A 16,318-nucleotide genomic window follows, 5' to 3' on the forward strand; every position below is an offset into this window, starting at 1 on the left:
CCAGTGCGGGGCCGAATGTACCACCTGAGTTTCGGAGCGTCTAGCCCTGTATTACGAAAAAGCCCCGAGATTTTCGGGGCTTTTTTGACGACGCTTAGATGTTCGCGTCGAGGAATGCAGCCAGTTGCGACTTGGACAGCGCGCCAACCTTGGTGGCCTCGACGTTGCCGTTCTTGAACAGCATCAGGGTCGGAATACCACGCACGCCGTGCTTGGCCGGGGTTTCCTGGTTTTCGTCGATGTTCAGTTTGGCAATGGTCAGTTTGCCTTCGTAGGTCGTTGCAATGTCGTCCAGAACCGGAGCGATCATTTTGCAAGGGCCGCACCATTCAGCCCAGTAGTCAACCAGCACCGGGCCGTCAGCCTTGAGGACTTCGGCTTCAAAGGTCGCGTCGGTGACGTGCTTGATAAGATCGCTGCTCATGGATGTCTCCGGATTGTAAGCAAAAAAAACGTTGCCCATCATAGCTGCCCTTCCTTCGTTCAGGAAGCCGCCTCTGATTGAGTCTTGCTATGGCGTTGCATGAGCGCGGTTATAGCCCGCTCATGGCGTTACGGCTGTCACGAACACGATGCCTGTGCGCAACGCCGCATTGCGAACGTGCTCCTGCATGGCTTTCTGCGCCGCCGCGCTGCTACGCCGGGCCAGGGCTCGCAGGATTTTGCGATGTTCCTGCCAGGTCTCCATGGCGCGTTCCGGCCGGATGAACGGTAGTTTCTGGCTCTCCAGGAACACCTCGGCGCTGGCGCTGAGAATACTCACCATGGCCTGGTTGCCGCTGGCCAGCAAAATGCGCTGGTGAAATTCGAAGTCCAGCCGGGCGGCGGCTTCGAAGTCACCCGCCTTGAGGACCTTGCGCATCGCCTCGACATTGTCTTCCAGGCTGTCGAGCTCATCGGTGGTCAATGTAACGGCCGCCAAACCTGCAGCGAACCCTTCCAGCGCGTAACGCAGCTGGAAGATGTCCAGCGGCGTGGCCTGCGCCGCAAACGGCCAGGCGAGCTCGGATGACTGGTTCGGCGCCAGCACGAACACGCCCTTGCCCGGCTGCACACTGACCACACCCACTGCGCTCAAGGACGATAAGGCCTCGCGCAACGACGCCCGGCTCACGCCCAAGCGTATCGCCAAATCGCGCTGAGAGGGCAAGGCGTCGCCTGGCCCAAAGCCTTGTTCCTTGATCAGTTTGCGGATGGCCTGCAAGGCCGCTTCCGGTACGGCTTGGGCGATGGAATTCATAAAAAACTCAAGGTTTCCGTCAGCTGAAGAGCTAGTTGTAAAGCTATTGAAGTCTGTCGGCAAGCCACGCCCCAAAGGGGCTCGTGCGCTTTTTACGCTGCTCGAAAAGGGTGCGGAAAAACCAATAACTGTTCAGACCAGTAAGACCATCGCACATCAACGAATCCGTGCCTTGCAGACCAATCCGAGGAGGCTGGCATGGGCTGTGCACTGGGCAAACTCAGAAAATTCCTTCGCCCTTTTCGGAGAGTTGCCATGACCAAGCGCTACAGCGCCCTGCTCACTGCCCTGTTTGCCAGCCTGATGCTGAGCCAGGCACCCGCCCAGGCGAACGGTCTGGATGACATCGTCGCCCGTGGCACCCTGAAGGTTGCCGTCCCCCAGGACTTCCCACCGTTTGGTTCGGTGGGTCCGGACATGCAACCCCGTGGCCTGGACATCGACACCGCCAAGCTGCTGGCCGACCAACTCAAGGTCAAGCTGGAGCTGACCCCGGTGAACAGCACCAACCGCATCCCGTTCCTCACCACCGGCAAGGTCGACCTGGTGATTTCCAGCCTGGGCAAGAACCCCGAGCGCGCAAAGGTCATCGACTTCTCCAACGCCTACGCACCGTTCTACCTTGCCGTGTTTGGGCCGCCTGATGCCGCCATCGCCAACCTCGACGACCTCAAGGGCAAGACCATCAGCGTGACCCGTGGCGCCATCGAGGATATCGAGCTGACCGCGGTGGCGCCCAAGGAAGCCACGATCAAGCGCTTTGAAGATAACAACTCCACCATCGCTGCCTACCTGGCCGGCCAGGTGGACCTGATCGCCAGCGGCAACGTGGTCATGGTGGCCATCAGCGAACGCAACCCCAAACGCGTACCGGCACTGAAGGTGAAACTCAAGGACTCGCCGGTGTATGTGGGCGTGAACAAGAACGAGCCGGCGCTGCTGGAAAAGGTCAATCAGATCCTGGTCGCGGCCAAGGCTGACGGCAGCCTGGAAAAAAACGCGCTGCAATGGCTCAAAGAACCGTTGCCTGCTGACCTTTAAAACGGAGTTGACCGATGGCCTATCAATTCGACTTTGTGCCGGTGCTGGCCAATACCGATCTGCTGCTGCGTGGCGCGCTGTTCACCCTTGAGCTGACGGCGATCGGCGCCATTCTCGGAGTGGCACTGGGCATCGTCGGTGCCGTGGTGCGGGCGTGGAAGATCCAGCCGTTTGCATGGATCTTTGGTGTGTATGTCGAATTGATCCGCAACACGCCGTTCCTGGTGCAGTTGTTCTTTATTTTCTTCGGCCTGCCGTCCCTGGGGTTGAAGATCACCGAGTGGCAAGCCGCCGTGCTGGCAATGGTGATCAACCTGGGGGCTTACTCCACCGAGATCATCCGCGCCGGGATCCAGGCCATCCCGCGCGGGCAGCTGGAAGCCGCCGCCGCGCTGGCGATGACGCGCTTCGAAGCGTTCCGCCATGTGGTGCTGCTACCGGCGCTGGGCAAAGTGTGGCCAGCCCTGAGCAGCCAGATCATCATCGTGATGCTTGGCTCGGCGGTGTGTTCACAGATCGCCACCGAAGAATTGAGCTTTGCCGCCAACTTTATCCAGTCGCGTAATTTCCGTGCCTTTGAAACCTATGCCCTGACCACCCTGGTGTACCTGTGCATGGCGCTGATGATTCGCCAGTTGCTCAACTGGATCGGCCGGCGGTTTGTGATGAGGAACAGCCGATGAGTGAGTTCACCCTCTGGGACATCGTGCGCAACCTGCTCACTGGCCTGCAGTGGACGCTGCTGCTGTCATTGGTAGCGTTTGTGGGCGGAGGCCTCATCGGCCTGCTGGTGATGACGATGCGCATCAGCCGCAAAGCCTTCCCACGTAATATTGCCCGCACCTATATCGAGTTGTTCCAGGGCACACCGCTGCTGATGCAGTTGTTCCTGGTGTTTTTCGGCGTTGCCCTGCTTGGCATAGACATATCGCCCTGGCTGGCTGCGGCAATCGCCCTGACCCTGTTCACCAGCGCCTACCTGGCCGAAATCTGGCGCGGTTGCGTCGACTCCATTGCCCATGGCCAGTGGGAAGCCTCGGCCAGCCTGGCCCTGAACCCTTTTGAGCAGCTGCGCTATGTGATCCTGCCCCAGGCGCTGCGCATTGCCGTCGCGCCGACGGTGGGTTTCTCGGTGCAGGTGGTCAAAGGCACCGCCGTGACCTCGATCATCGGCTTCACCGAACTGACCAAGACCGGCGGCATGCTCGCCAACGCGACCTTCGAGCCGTTCATGGTTTACGGCCTGGTGGCCCTCGGTTATTTCCTGCTCTGCTACCCCTTGTCCCTCAGTGCGCGCTACCTGGAAAGGAGACTGCATGCCTCTGCTTAGAATCTCAGCCCTGCATAAGTATTACGGCGATCACCACGTCCTCAAGGGCATCGACCTGACCGTGGAAGAAGGCCAGGTAGTGGCGATCATCGGCCGCAGCGGCTCGGGCAAGTCCACCTTGCTGCGTACCCTTAATGGCCTGGAGTCGATCAATGACGGTGTGATCGAAGTCGATGGCGAATACCTCGACGCCGCCCGCGCCGACCTGCGCAGCCTAAGGCAGAAAGTCGGCATGGTGTTCCAGCAGTTCAACCTGTTCCCGCACCTGAGCGTCGGCGAAAACGTGATGCTGGCACCGCAAGTGGTGCAAAAAGTGCCCAAGGCCAAGGCGGCACAGCTGGCCAGGCAAATGCTCGAACGCGTTGGGCTGGGCGAGAAGTTCGACGCCTTCCCCGATCGTCTGTCCGGTGGCCAGCAGCAACGGGTCGCCATTGCCCGCGCGCTGGCCATGTCGCCCAAGGTGCTGTTGTGCGATGAGATTACCTCGGCCCTGGACCCGGAATTGGTCAATGAGGTGCTCAGCGTGGTGCGTCAATTGGCCCAGGATGGCATGACGCTGATCATGGTCACCCACGAAATGCGCTTCGCCCGGGAAGTCGGCGACAAGCTGGTGTTCATGCACCAGGGCAAGGTGCATGAAACCGGCGACCCGAAGGTGTTGTTTGCCAACCCAGGAACCGTAGAGCTCGCCAATTTCATTGGCTCGGTTGAACAGCCGAGCTGACCAGCTCAAAACTGCCCTGTGCCTCCAGGTGCGTCTCCCTGCGCACCGACAAGGCATCGAAGGGCAATTGGGTATCGATATCGACCTGGGCGGTGAGTCGCCGCCCTACCACCGGCATACCTGCTGCTTGAGCCACCAAAACCTGGCCGGGCAACAACTGGCCTCTGACAACCTCACCCGGCACGTGGGCAGCCGCCCAACCGACGGCACGCCCATCGACCTGAGCATGCTTGAGACTCAACCGCAAACGGCCCTCACGCCCGAACCGAAACCCCTCCCCATCGGCTGCAGCGCCAACAAAACGCAACGCCATGGCCGCAGGCTCGGCACAGAGTACGTTGACACTCAAGGAGCGGGTTGCCAGTACCACGGCAGAGCTTTCAACCAGCGCATCCCTGCGTATCTGGCCATAGTCGACACGCGGCTGGCTCAGCGACAGTCGGCAGTTTTCCGCCATCGCATCAGGCGGCGCCAGCAGTGTGCAAAACAGCGCCAAAGGCAGGCTCAGAGCGGTCTTAATCACCTCGGCATACCGCCGATGCAGCTTCATAAAATTTGTCATTGTCAGGCTTGGCCTCGGCGTCAATATGCAGCAGGCAAGTGGAAGAGTCAGGCAAGGAAACCCGCAGGCTTTGCGACTCAGTCACGTCATTGAGAAAAATCATGCCCTCGCCTACTACGCTGGTGAGAAAACGATTGCCCTTGCCTAATACCGAGGCGCCCTGAGGTAGCGGTCTGCCGTGCTGATCGCTCGCAGTCACCAGCATTCGGCGCACTTTCACCACGTCGAAATCCACGGTATTGAACGAACCTCTACCCGCGGCAAGCACCTGGGTGCCGTTTTTCAGGTCCACTCGTTTGGGCAAGGATTGAGTCTGCACTTCGACTCGGCTGTTGGTGTAGGCCGGCAAGCCCGCGATCACCGCTTGCCCGTTGAAGTCGGTCCAGACCGGGCCTTGCGGCGTCTGGACTTTGGCGGAGCCGATATCGCCGACCGAGACGACGCCGAACGTGTCTTGCACGCTATAAGGCGAGAAGGTCACCCCACCTTCATGCGCCACTGCACCGCCGCGCAACTGTCCGGTGTAGCTGGTGCCCAGGGGATCGCGGCTGACGCCCAGGCCGACCTGGGTATAGCGTGGCAACAGGTCGACCTGCGCCCGCACGGATTGCTCCCGGCTGCGCATGTCACGCTCGATGCCGACGTCGTAATTCACATACTCGTTGACCCTTTCGCTGAGCGCGGTACCCGCAGTGAAGTGGTCGCCACGTCGGCTTGTGAAGCTGCTTACACGCCGATCTCCTCCCAGCGGCACGCTGACCTGCAACCGCAAGGACAGGTCGTTATCCAGGGCACTGCCTCGGCGACTGCCGTCAAGTGGAGTATCACGACGAGTGCGCGAGCCGCCCACTTGCGAATCGGCGATGAAGGCGACATCGGCGCGACCGAACGATTTGTTCCAGGAGACAAATACATGCTCGCTCGTTTGCCCGCCAAATTGAGCACTGCGGGTGTAGTTCAGCGAAAATATGCCCAGCGTGGGCTCGGCCCAGCTCATACCCGCGGTGTAGTGGTTCTTGAAATGCGAGTTCAACTCATCGCCCCTGAGGGACCGACCTGCTTCAGTCACTTCGCGATAGCCGCGGGTCTGGGTGGTTGCGCTGACGTTGACATCGATATTGGCGACCACCGGGCTACTCACGGATACGCTGCTGCGTGACCCGGACACCGCCTTGTGGCTGTCTCGGGACAGGTTATGTCGTGCGCTCACAGACACCCGCTGGAAAAACACGCTGCTCAGGGTGCCCCCCGCAGCCCAATAATCCTCGGTACTCAACAGACCAAAACCGGCAGACGCATCGCGACCCAACCCCCAGGTGCCACTGCCCATGGCGACCACCGGTGACGGCCCCTCTTCACCTGCGCTTCTGCGCAGCTGGCCAACCGAAAAGTAATAGCCCGGTGCCGCTGGGGCAGCCCCCGCGAACGAAGCCGCCGGCACGACAAAACTGCGCCTGGCGCCGCGCACGTCAATCACACTGACATCAAGGTCACTGGTGCCACTGAGCAGTGGCACCCCCGTCAACCGGAACGGCCCTTCGGGCACCAATGTACTGTGGATCAACACCCCGGACTGGCGCACTTCAACTCGCGATTGGCTTTGGGCCAAGCCTTCGACCACTGCATTATTGCCGCCCGCAGGGGCTCTGGACTGCCCATCGGGGGAGAACTGCAAGCCGGACAGCTGGATCCCGCCAAACAGCGGGTTATTACTGGAGAGCTGGCCCATCTGGAAAGTCGACTGCAACGCGGCGATATCCCGCTGTGCATAGGCGTGCAGGTGTTCGGTACGGGTCTGCCCGTTGTCAGACACATAGAACTGGCGACTGCGAACAATCCAGTCATCCAGGTTGAAGCCCGCTTCGGTATAGGCCGACACAAACCGGGTCGGCCCGCTACGCGAGTGGCTGTCGTAACCCAATACGTCATAGTTGAACAACGCGGCCGTGCCGCCCCGAGAAAAATGCCCGCTCTCCCATTCGGGGTCACGCAAAGCCTGGGTCGGCACCACCAGCGCCACTTCGTCAGTACCGGGGCGCAAGCGCACCATGGTCGCAGGGAACGCACCGAGGAAGTCATGGCACGCCTGATCCGGCGTGGCGCCTTCCCGAAGGATCTCCCCAGGCTTTACCAACCCCGCCTTCTCCAGCAACCCGGGAGTGAAACACAGCCCTCCCTGTGAATCGAACCGAGCATCAACCAGCCCAAGCGGGTTGCCATTGACGCGCAATCCGACCACTTGAATGCCTTCACGAAAACGCGCAGCACTGCGAAAGTAATCGGAGACCTGGGGGTCAATGCCGTGGGTCGTCAGCGCAGCCAGGTCAAACCCCTCCCCAAGCTCCAGCGCAGCCGTCATGCCAGGCAAACCCCATAACGCCGCGAACCCTATGAACAACCTGGATTTGCAGGGCCGGAACGGCCCAGTAATACCGCGAGCCGACGGGACGATCATGAGCCGATCAACGCGCATCTGCGTTGACCGGTGCCAGGTAGCTGTCTACCGAAAAGCCATAGACCGTGGCAGGTTGAATCTCAACCTGCGCCACATCGCCCAAAGCACCGTCAACGTTCGCCACCAACGCCTCACCTGGCAAGATATAGGTGCGCGGCAGTGTGGCTTGAATACCTTGTGGAAGCAGTTGCACATCCGGTGCCAGACGCACGACGTAAGCGCTGTCGTTGTGGACGGTGAGTCGCTCGGCGAACCGCTCCCACCTCAGCAGCTCCCACGGGGTTTGGTGGCGTGGCAAGCCTTTGGGATGCAGGATCAACGGCAGATTCTGCCGAAGAGTGATACCGATGGTCGCGCCGTCCGCGGCCCGCGCCTGGGGAATGCCCTCAAAAGACACGCGCTTGAGCCGTTGGGCCTTGAGCGGCTGCTTCAGCGTGCTGATGAAACGCACCAGCTGCGTATCCCCCGCTTCCACACGGGTAATAGGAGGCGTGACAATCAGTAGCGGTTCGAGATCTTCAGGCACGTTTTCAATAACAGAATGAAGCAACGCCGGCCCTGCATCGGTGTTCTTGATAGTGATCGTGGCTTCGCCGTCTTCCTCGAAAAGTACGACTACAGTTGTGTCCGGCAACATCCCATCCGCCGCAGCCACCACACTGAAAAACATACTCCATAGCCACGCAAGACTTATTAAAAAAACACGCACGCAATATTCCCCACAACTCATGAAGTTGACGATTGGCCACCTAACGCCCAAAGAAAAACAGCCAACAAGAAAGGGTTGGCTTTCTTGATCGGCTGTTTTCGGTTGTTTAGATGTAACTCAATACAAGCGTGGCGCGGCCATCCAGGGGAACATCACGACTCAGATCCAAGTCCTGAGCCTTGTTGATCACGGCTTTCACCGCCACTGTGGCTGTCAACTGGCTGATCGAGGCAGGGGTCACGCTCACGCCATTACGCCAGGAGTACTGGCTGGGCGATTGGGCGATTCTGCCGTCGCTGTTTTGCCAGGCACCATGTCCGGTGCGCATGATCGAAAACAGCGTTGTTCCGGAAGAGCGAAGGTCCCTGAGGGTGATCGAATAGCCACCGACGCGTCGGGACGCTGCGATCCCCAAACCAAAGTTCTGCGCTTCGGAGAAGCCCGGCCCAAGGATGCCTGTTACCTTGCTCCCCGCCTGCAAATCGCTGAAGGTGAGGCCGAACCTGGCAGGCGCACTGCCGCAATTGATAACCAGGGACGTGGTGTGCTCTTCACGCGGGTTGAATGCCGTGTGAGACAACTCGCCGGAGCGAATCGTGTTGTAGTCAATGATGCCACCGCCCGACAGGTTTAAGCTGCAGGCGGCAGGCTTGATCGTCCCCTTGACGATCAACTGGGCGCTCGTATTTGCCTGAACTTGCAGAGCTGCAGCCAGACACGCAATACCGAAGGTCAATCCAACAATTTTTTTCATGCTCGTCCTGTCACTTGAAGTTAACAGGCGCTCTTTATTCAGGTTTTGGCGATTCCATCGCTCAACAACTATCGTCCTTAATACAAAACTATAAATAAATAACACCCCGGCAGAATTGCCGAGTGACAGTCTGGGGTGTGGGTACCCCGATAAAAAATCAGACAGCGCGGTATTTGTTGTAGGCCCCAGCAAGAACAAACAATTACTTTAACCTATCGACAGTGTAGGCAAGAGCAAAATATAGAACAGCATATAGTCCCACCCACTGTAGGCAAAATCATCTACACATTAACAACCGCAGGCGGTTAAAACCTCTTACATCATCGGAAAGTTTGTTTGCCGAAAGCTTGCGAAGCAGCCCTAAGCTTTCCAAAGTTTTCCTACAGACCGCAGCGGGAAAATTACCGAAGCACAACGCGTTGGCTCCAGCGGTCGATCGTGGCACGATGGCAAGGTTATCGACCGAGACTCCCAAACCATGCCGCAATCCCAAGCCAAGAATCTGTCCTTGATCGCCGCCATCGACCTGGGCTCCAACAGCTTTCACATGGTCGTGGCCAAGGCCCAGAACGGTGAGATCCGCATCCTTGAGCGGCTCGGCGAAAAAGTGCAACTGGCCGCCGGGATCGACGACGAGCGCAAGCTCAATGAAGAATCCATGCAGCGCGGGCTCGACTGCCTCAAGCGCTTTGCGCAATTGATCAATGGCATGCCGCCTGGCGCTGTGCGCATCGTCGGCACCAACGCATTGCGCGAAGCCCGAAACCGCAATGAGTTCATCCATCGTGCCGAGGAAATCCTCGGGCATCCGGTGGAAGTTATCTCTGGCCGTGAAGAGGCGCGCCTGATCTACCTCGGCGTGTCCCACACACTGGCCGACACACCGGGCAAACGCCTGGTGGCGGACATTGGTGGCGGCAGTACCGAGTTCATCATCGGCCAGCGTTTCGAGCCACTGCTGCGTGAAAGCTTGCAGATGGGCTGCGTGAGCTTCACTCAACGTTACTTCAAGGACGGCAAGATCACGCCGGCGCGCTATGCCCAGGCTTATACGGCGGCGCGGCTGGAGATCATGAGCATTGAACATGCCCTGCACCGCCTGACCTGGGATGAAGCCATCGGCTCGTCCGGCACCATCCGCGCCATCGGCCTGGCCTTGAAGGCGGGCGGCCATGGCACCGGCGAGGTGAATGCCGAAGGTCTGGCGTGGCTCAAGCGCAAGCTGTTCAAGCTGGGGGATGCGGAAAAAATCGACTTCGACGGTATCAAACCTGATCGCCGCGCCATTTTCCCTGCGGGCCTGGCGATTCTCGAAGCCATTTTCGACGCCCTCGAACTGCAACGCATGGACCACTGTGACGGCGCCCTGCGCGAAGGCGTGCTGTATGACCTGCTGGGCCGCCATCACCACGAAGACGTGCGTGAGCGCACTCTCAGCTCGCTGATGGAACGCTACCACGTCGACCTGGAACAGGCTGCCCGCGTGGAGCGCAAAGCCTTGCACGCTTTCGACCAGGTGGCCGCAGATTGGGACCTGGAAGACGGCGTCTGGCGCGAGCTGCTGGGCTGGGCCGCCAAGGTGCATGAAGTGGGCCTGGACATCGCCCACTACCATTACCACAAGCACGGCGCCTACCTGATCGAGCACTCGGACCTGGCCGGTTTCTCCCGCGAAGACCAACAGATGCTCGCACTGCTGGTGCGCGGCCATCGCCGCAATATTCCCAAGGACAAATTTGCCGAATTCGGCAAAGACGGCATCAAGCTGATTCGCCTGTGCGCGCTGTTGCGCTTTGCAATCCTGTTCCACCACATTCGTGGCACCCAGGAAATGCCCCAGGTAAAACTGCACGCCGATGACGACAGCCTGGAAGTCATCTTCCCCAAGGGCTGGCTGGATGAAAACCAACTGACCCAGGCGGACTTCGCCCAGGAAGCCGAATGGCTGACGCGGGTGGGGTTCAGCCTGAACCTGCGCTAAAGCACACGGCAAAACAAATGTGGAAGCGGGCTTGCTCGCGAAGGCGGAGTGTCAGCCAATGCATCTTTGGCTGACCTACCGCTATCGCGGGCAAGCCCGCTCCCACTTTTTGAACTGCGTTGGGTTTTAGTTCACCGCAAGAATCGGGCTACCCAACTTCTCCAGCAACGTCGCCTGCGCGCTGCGCGGGTTCTGGTTGCCGGTCGGGGTGTTGCGTACATAACGCCCGTCCGATTGCAGACTCCAGCTGTGGGTGTTGTCGGTCAGGTAGCTTTCCAGCTCCTTCTTGACCCGCATGATCAGCTTCTTGCCTTCTACCGGGAAGCAGGTCTCCACACGCTTGTCGAGGTTGCGTTCCATCCAGTCGGCGCTGGAGAGGAACATCTGCTCTTCGCCGCCGTTGAGGAAGTAGAACACGCGGGTGTGCTCCAGGAAGCGGCCGATGATCGAGCGCACGTGGATGTTATGCGACACGCCGACAATGCCCGGGCGCAGGCAGCACATGCCACGCACCACCAGATCGATACGTACGCCCGACTGGCTGGCCTTGTACAGCGCGCGGATGATCTTAGGATCGGTCAGCGAGTTGAACTTGGCGATGATGTGCGCCGGTTTGCCGTCGAGAGCGAACTGGGTCTCGCGGGCAATCATGTCGAGCATGCCCTTCTTGAGGGTGAACGGCGCGTGCAACAGCTTCTTCATGCGCAAGGTCTTGCCCATGCCGATCAACTGGCTGAACAACTTGCCGACGTCTTCACACAGCGCGTCATCGGATGTCAGCAGGCTGTAGTCGGTGTAGAGCTTGGCGTTGCCGGCGTGGTAGTTGCCGGTGCCCAAGTGGGCGTAACGCACAATTTCACCGGCCTCACGGCGCAGAATCAACATCATCTTGGCGTGGGTCTTGAAGCCGACCACGCCGTAGATCACCACCGCACCGGCCGCTTGCAGGCGGCTGGCCAGTTGCAGGTTGGACTCCTCGTCAAAGCGCGCCCGCAACTCGATCACCGCGGTGACTTCCTTGCCGTTACGCGCAGCATCCACCAACGCATCGACGATTTCCGAGTTGGCACCGCTGCGGTACAGGGTCTGGCGCACGGCCAGGACGTGCGGGTCCTTGGCAGCCTGGCGCAGCAGGTCGACCACCGGGGTGAACGACTCGAAGGGGTGCAGCAGCAGGATGTCCTGCTTGCTCACCACGCTGAAGATGTTCTCGCTGTTTTGCAGCAGTTTCGGGATCTGCGGCGTGAACGGCTTGTATTGCAGCTCCGGGTGGCTGTCCAGGCCGGTAATGCTGAACAGACGCGTCAAGTTCACCGGGCCATTGACCTGGTACAACTCGGATTCGGCCAGGTTGAACTGCTTGAGCAGGTAGTCCGACAGATGTTTGGGGCAGGTATCCGCCACTTCCAGACGCACCGCATCGCCATAACGCCGCGAGAACAGCTCGCCGCGCAGGGCCCGGGCCAAGTCTTCGACATCTTCGGAATCCAGTGCCAGGTCGGCGTTACGGGTCAGGCGGAACTGGTAGCAGCCTTTGACCTTCATGCCCTGGAACAGGTCATCGGCGTGGGCATGGATCATCGACGACAGGAATACATAATTGTCGCCAGCGCCCCCTACCTCTTCCGGTACCTTGATGATGCGTGGCAACAGACGCGGCGCCGGGATGATCGCCAGGCCCGAATCGCGACCGAAGGCATCGATACCTTCAAGCTCAACGATAAAGTTGAGGCTCTTGTTCACCAGCAGTGGGAACGGGTGCGTAGGGTCCAGGCCGATGGGGGTGATGATCGGCGAAATCTCGTCGCGGAAATAACGGCGCACCCAGGTCTTGATCTTGGCGGTCCAGTGACGACGACGAATGAAGCGAACCTGATGTTTTTCCAGCTCCGGCAGCAGGATGTCATTGAGGATCGCGTACTGGCGGTCCACATGGCCATGCACCAATTCACTGATGCGTGCCAACGCCTGATGCGGTTGCAGGCCGTCGGCCCCGGCTTGTTCACGGGCGAAGGTGATCTGCTTCTTGAGGCCGGCAACGCGAATCTCGAAGAACTCATCCAGGTTGCTGGAGAAGATCAGCAGGAATTTCAGCCGCTCCAGCAACGGGTAGGACTCATCCAGCGCCTGCTCCAGCACGCGGATGTTGAATTGCAGTTGTGACAACTCGCGATGGATGTACAGGCTGCTGTCATCCAGGTTGGTGACCACGGGCACGGGCACCGGCGCAGGTGCTTCGGCAACCACCGCAGGCGGGGCAGGCTCCAGCTCCGGCGGGGTCTGGGTCACTTGTTCAACCACCGGGTGAGCGTCTTTTACGGCAACTTCGGAGAGTCCTTCGGTATTCATCGAGTGTTCCTGTGAGGGCTATTGTTGCTCTCTAAGCAATTGGGCAGCGCGGGCGGCGAAGTAGGTCAGAATGCCATCAGCGCCGGCACGTTTAAAGGCAGTCAGGGATTCGAGGATCACCCCTTCACTCAACCAACCATTCTGGATCGCCGCCATGTGCATGGCGTATTCACCGCTGACCTGATAGACAAAGGTCGGCACTTTGAATTCCTCTTTGACCCGATAAAGGATGTCCAGATACGGCATCCCGGGCTTGACCATCACCATATCGGCGCCTTCGGCCAGGTCAGCGGCCACTTCGTGCAGCGCTTCCTGGCTATTGGCCGGGTCCATCTGGTACGAGGCCTTGTTGGCCTTGCCCAGGTTCAGCGCCGACCCTACAGCATCGCGGAAGGGGCCGTAATAGGCGCTGGCGTATTTGGCCGAGTAGGCCATGATCCGCACATTGACGTGACCGGCCAGCTCAAGGGCTTCGCGAATCGCCTGGATACGGCCGTCCATCATGTCCGACGGCGCAACCACCTGGGCGCCCGCCGCGGCGTGGGACAACGCCTGCTTGACCAGCGCATCGACGGTGATGTCGTTCTGTACATAACCTTCTTCGTCAAGAATGCCATCCTGGCCGTGCGTGGTGAACGGGTCCAGTGCCACGTCAGTGATCACCCCAAGCTCCGGGAAGCGCTCGCGCAAGGCACGGGTGGCGCGCTGGGCGATCCCTTGCGGGTTCCAGGCTTCGGCGGCGTCCAGAGACTTGAGCTGCGGCGGAGTCACCGGAAACAGCGCCAGTGCCGGGATTCCCAACTCGACCCAATTGGCCGCCTCGATCAGCAACTGATCAATGGTCAAACGCTCCACACCCGGCATCGACGCGACGGCTTCCCGACGATTTTCGCCGTCGAGCACAAATACCGGCAGGATCAGATCGTTCGTCGTAAGTACATTTTCACGTACCAGGCGGCGAGAAAAATCATCACGACGGTTGCGGCGCAGACGAGTGGCGGGGAACAGGCGGTTGGCAGGGGTAAAGCTCACGACAGACTCCTGAGCCCGCGTTTACGGGCGAGCGTTGCAGTTATAAGCGGCCATTATGACGAAGGTATGACAGTTGTGCTTATCGATGCGACCTGTAGGCGCATTCGTCATATATGTAGGAATTGTTCACTTCGTGACACATCTCGATACTTTCATGAATCTTCGTGAAGGCGTAGGCTGCGCGTTCATTTCGCCAGCACCCCAGACCATGCTTCAACAATTTCTGCATGACTTCGGCTACTTTGCCCTCTTTCTCGGCACGTTTTTCGAAGGCGAGACCATCCTCGTACTCGCAGGCTTCCTGGCGTTCCGTGGCTACATGGATATCAACCTGGTGGTGGTCGTTGCCTTTTTTGGCAGCTACGCCGGCGACCAGCTCTGGTACTACATGGGGCGCAAGCACGGCCGCAAGCTGCTGGCACGCAAGCCGCGCTGGCAGTTGATGGGCGACAAGGCTCTGGAGCATATCCGCAAGCATCCGGATATCTGGGTACTGAGCTTCCGCTTCGTCTACGGCTTGCGCACAGTGATGCCCGTGGCGATTGGCCTGTCCGGTTACCCGCCGATGCGCTATCTGATCCTTAACGGTATTGGTGCGGCGATCTGGGCCGCTGCCTTGGGAGCTGCGGCCTATCATTTCGGTGCGGTGCTCGAAGGTATGCTCGGCAGCGTCAAGAAATACGAGCTATGGGTACTGGGCGCCCTGCTGGTGCTGGGTTTTGGCTTGTGGCTGCGACGCCGCTTCAAAAATGCCCGCATCGCCCGTGAGGCATGTGCCGAGGCCAAGGCGCGACAGGCTGCCGAGCAAGCCTCGATCGAATCGCCTAAGACGCCAACCGAGTAAACCGGCCTCTGCAACAGTAGAGACCGATCACGCTGAGCAGGCTGTAGCTCGCCAGGCCCAGCCAGGCGAGATGGCTGGGGGGCCACAAGCCGACCAGCGGCGCCAGCCATACCAACGGCAGGTTCAGCGCCAGGCGCGCCAGCTCGGCCTTCAACGCCCATGGGCGATTCTCCAGCGCCACCCCCAAGGTAAACAGGCCCAGCGCCATCGCGCCCCAACCGAGCACCAGCGCCGCCGTAGGCATGCCCTCACCGAAATTCATCAGATAACTGCCAAAGCCCACATACGCTGCGAATTGCAGCGCGATGTAGAACTGTTGCCGCGCATCCAAAGGCACCTCGAATTTGCGGAACTGGCTCAGGTCCGGCTTGGCCATGGGGTACCTGGCCTTGACGTCCGCCGGGCGCCAGCCGGTGCGCATAAACCAGATGCGCAGCTTGTCCCAGCGGCTTTCAGTACGCCGGGCGTCATTCCATAACTGCGCATAAAACTGCAGGTTGGCCCACAGCGGGTTCCAGCTCGCCAGAGGTGTGGTCACCCCAAAGATCACCGGCTCATTATCGTCCTCTTCTTGAAAAGTACCGAACAGCCGGTCCCAAATAATGAACACCCCGCCGTAGTTACGATCCATGTAGAGAGCGTTCTGTGCGTGGTGGGCCCGATGATTGGACGGCGTCACGAAGAACCATTCGAACCAGCCCAGCTTGGGAACGTGGCGGGTATGGACCCAGAATTGATACAACAGGTTGAGCGAAGCCACGCTGATAAACACCACCAGCGGCACGCCAACGACGGCCAGAGGCAGGTAGAAGATCCAGCTCAGCAGGAAACCGGTGCTGGTCTGGCGCAAGGCGGTGGTGAGGTTGTAGTCCTCACTCTGGTGATGCACCGAATGCGCAGCCCAAAGAATATTGCGCTCGTGGCCCATGCGATGCAGCCAGTAATAGCAGAAGTCATAGAACACAAAAGCGAATACCCAGGTCCAGGCACTCTGGGCCGGCAACTCGATGAGCGCCAGATGCTTGAGAGCAAACGCGTAGGTCAAAAGGCCCACGCCCTTGGTCAGCAAACCGGTCGTGGTGGACAGCACGCCGGTGCTGAGGCTGTTGATGGCATCCGCGACCCGATAGTTGCGTGCGCCGCGCCAACGGTCGGCCAGCAGCTCCACGACGATCAGGGCAATAAAAAACGGTACTGCGTAAGGCACAAAGTCCATGGGCTAGTCCGGTCTATTTTTGTTACATCAAGATTAGGTGCAGCGGCGTGAGATCCCATTGGCAACAGGTTACAAATTAGT

15 protein-coding genes are annotated in these 16,318 nt (G+C 59.6%); 6 read left to right on the plus strand and 9 right to left on the minus strand.

Annotated elements, in window-relative coordinates; genetic code table 11:
- Positions 1-94: 94 nt before the first annotated feature.
- Positions 95-424, minus strand: a complete 330-nt coding sequence (trxA, locus tag JFT63_RS25655) for a thioredoxin TrxA (RefSeq protein ID WP_057702295.1) — start codon at positions 422-424, stop codon at positions 95-97.
- 120 nt (positions 425-544) lie between these two features.
- Positions 545-1,240, minus strand: coding sequence for a FadR/GntR family transcriptional regulator (locus tag JFT63_RS25660; protein ID WP_198845028.1), 696 nt, complete (start codon positions 1,238-1,240; stop codon positions 545-547).
- Positions 1,241-1,495: 255 nt separating this feature from the next.
- On the opposite strand from JFT63_RS25660, the gene JFT63_RS25665 reads away from it, so the two are divergent.
- The 4 genes from JFT63_RS25665 to JFT63_RS25680 are packed head-to-tail and all read left to right on the plus strand — an operon-like array spanning position 1,496 to position 4,335.
- On the plus strand, positions 1,496-2,281 hold the full coding sequence (locus tag JFT63_RS25665; RefSeq protein ID WP_057702028.1) for a transporter substrate-binding domain-containing protein: 786 nt from the start codon (positions 1,496-1,498) through the stop codon (positions 2,279-2,281).
- A 14-nt stretch (positions 2,282-2,295) separates the two neighbouring features.
- Positions 2,296-2,964, plus strand: a complete 669-nt coding sequence (locus JFT63_RS25670; RefSeq protein WP_057702027.1) for an amino acid ABC transporter permease — start codon at positions 2,296-2,298, stop codon at positions 2,962-2,964.
- Positions 2,961-3,611 carry an amino acid ABC transporter permease gene (locus JFT63_RS25675; RefSeq protein WP_057702026.1) on the plus strand — a complete coding sequence of 217 codons (651 nt, stop codon included), beginning with the start codon at positions 2,961-2,963 and terminating at the stop codon, positions 3,609-3,611. Before JFT63_RS25670 ends, JFT63_RS25675 begins: the two co-directional genes overlap by 4 nt.
- Entirely contained in the window at positions 3,598-4,335 is a 738-nt protein-coding gene (locus JFT63_RS25680; protein ID WP_057702025.1) for an amino acid ABC transporter ATP-binding protein, read from the plus strand. Before JFT63_RS25675 ends, JFT63_RS25680 begins: the two co-directional genes overlap by 14 nt.
- Here JFT63_RS25680 and JFT63_RS25685 read toward each other — a convergent pair.
- From JFT63_RS25685 to JFT63_RS25700, 4 genes are all read right to left on the minus strand, one after another.
- Positions 4,307-4,885: a hypothetical protein gene (locus JFT63_RS25685; protein WP_198845029.1), complete on the minus strand. Its 579-nt coding sequence runs from the start codon at positions 4,883-4,885 to the stop codon at positions 4,307-4,309. The genes JFT63_RS25680 and JFT63_RS25685 overlap by 29 nt on opposite strands.
- Positions 4,851-7,352 (minus strand): fimbria/pilus outer membrane usher protein, encoded by a 2,502-nt coding sequence (locus JFT63_RS25690; protein WP_198845030.1) that lies wholly within the window; start codon positions 7,350-7,352, stop codon positions 4,851-4,853. The genes JFT63_RS25685 and JFT63_RS25690 overlap by 35 nt, the downstream gene beginning before the upstream one ends.
- A 7-nt stretch (positions 7,353-7,359) precedes the next feature.
- Positions 7,360-8,082: a fimbria/pilus chaperone family protein gene (locus JFT63_RS25695; RefSeq protein WP_198845031.1), complete on the minus strand. Its 723-nt coding sequence runs from the start codon at positions 8,080-8,082 to the stop codon at positions 7,360-7,362.
- An 85-nt stretch (positions 8,083-8,167) separates the two neighbouring features.
- Complete coding sequence (locus JFT63_RS25700) at positions 8,168-8,815, minus strand: DUF1120 domain-containing protein (protein ID WP_198845032.1); 648 nt, start codon at positions 8,813-8,815, stop codon at positions 8,168-8,170.
- A 478-nt stretch (positions 8,816-9,293) separates the two neighbouring features.
- Here JFT63_RS25700 and ppx point away from each other — a divergent pair, with 478 nt between their 5' ends.
- Positions 9,294-10,796, plus strand: a complete 1,503-nt coding sequence (ppx, locus tag JFT63_RS25705; RefSeq protein ID WP_057702021.1) for an exopolyphosphatase — start codon at positions 9,294-9,296, stop codon at positions 10,794-10,796.
- 126 nt (positions 10,797-10,922) lie between these two features.
- On the opposite strand, the gene ppk1 is transcribed toward ppx, so the two are convergent.
- On the minus strand, positions 10,923-13,145 hold the full coding sequence (ppk1, locus tag JFT63_RS25710; RefSeq protein ID WP_057702020.1) for a polyphosphate kinase 1: 2,223 nt from the start codon (positions 13,143-13,145) through the stop codon (positions 10,923-10,925).
- A gap of 18 nt (positions 13,146-13,163) precedes the next feature.
- Entirely contained in the window at positions 13,164-14,177 is a 1,014-nt protein-coding gene (gene hemB / locus JFT63_RS25715) for a porphobilinogen synthase (RefSeq protein ID WP_198707204.1), read from the minus strand.
- Positions 14,178-14,385: 208 nt separating this feature from the next.
- On the opposite strand from hemB, the gene JFT63_RS25720 reads away from it, so the two are divergent.
- A complete protein-coding gene (locus JFT63_RS25720) occupies positions 14,386-15,021 on the plus strand; it encodes a DedA family protein (protein WP_057702293.1) in 636 nt (211 codons plus the stop codon).
- Here JFT63_RS25720 and JFT63_RS25725 read toward each other — a convergent pair.
- Positions 15,002-16,237, minus strand: coding sequence for a sterol desaturase family protein (locus tag JFT63_RS25725; protein WP_198845033.1), 1,236 nt, complete (start codon positions 16,235-16,237; stop codon positions 15,002-15,004). The genes JFT63_RS25720 and JFT63_RS25725 overlap by 20 nt on opposite strands.
- Between the last annotated feature and the right edge of the window lie 81 nt (positions 16,238-16,318).

It is taken from the genome of Pseudomonas sp. MF7453 (assembly GCF_016405455.1).
GTDB lineage: Bacteria > Pseudomonadota > Gammaproteobacteria > Pseudomonadales > Pseudomonadaceae > Aquipseudomonas > Aquipseudomonas paralactis.

What these genes read in the sequence shown, in the direction of transcription:
- trxA (WP_057702295.1), bottom strand. Translation starts at nt 424, where the DNA reads ATGAGCAGCGATCTTATCAAGCACGTCACCGACGCGACCTTTGAAGCC.
- JFT63_RS25660 (WP_198845028.1), bottom strand. Translation starts at nt 1,240, where the DNA reads ATGAATTCCATCGCCCAAGCCGTACCGGAAGCGGCCTTGCAGGCCATC.
- JFT63_RS25665 (WP_057702028.1), top strand. Translation starts at nt 1,496, where the DNA reads ATGACCAAGCGCTACAGCGCCCTGCTCACTGCCCTGTTTGCCAGCCTG.
- JFT63_RS25670 (WP_057702027.1), top strand. Translation starts at nt 2,296, where the DNA reads ATGGCCTATCAATTCGACTTTGTGCCGGTGCTGGCCAATACCGATCTG.
- JFT63_RS25675 (WP_057702026.1), top strand. Translation starts at nt 2,961, where the DNA reads ATGAGTGAGTTCACCCTCTGGGACATCGTGCGCAACCTGCTCACTGGC.
- JFT63_RS25680 (WP_057702025.1), top strand. Translation starts at nt 3,598, where the DNA reads ATGCCTCTGCTTAGAATCTCAGCCCTGCATAAGTATTACGGCGATCAC.
- JFT63_RS25685 (WP_198845029.1), bottom strand. Translation starts at nt 4,885, where the DNA reads ATGAAGCTGCATCGGCGGTATGCCGAGGTGATTAAGACCGCTCTGAGC.
- JFT63_RS25690 (WP_198845030.1), bottom strand. Translation starts at nt 7,352, where the DNA reads ATGATCGTCCCGTCGGCTCGCGGTATTACTGGGCCGTTCCGGCCCTGC.
- JFT63_RS25695 (WP_198845031.1), bottom strand. Translation starts at nt 8,082, where the DNA reads ATGAGTTGTGGGGAATATTGCGTGCGTGTTTTTTTAATAAGTCTTGCG.
- JFT63_RS25700 (WP_198845032.1), bottom strand. Translation starts at nt 8,815, where the DNA reads ATGAAAAAAATTGTTGGATTGACCTTCGGTATTGCGTGTCTGGCTGCA.
- ppx (WP_057702021.1), top strand. Translation starts at nt 9,294, where the DNA reads ATGCCGCAATCCCAAGCCAAGAATCTGTCCTTGATCGCCGCCATCGAC.
- ppk1 (WP_057702020.1), bottom strand. Translation starts at nt 13,145, where the DNA reads ATGAATACCGAAGGACTCTCCGAAGTTGCCGTAAAAGACGCTCACCCG.
- JFT63_RS25720 (WP_057702293.1), top strand. Translation starts at nt 14,386, where the DNA reads ATGCTTCAACAATTTCTGCATGACTTCGGCTACTTTGCCCTCTTTCTC.
- JFT63_RS25725 (WP_198845033.1), bottom strand. Translation starts at nt 16,237, where the DNA reads ATGGACTTTGTGCCTTACGCAGTACCGTTTTTTATTGCCCTGATCGTC.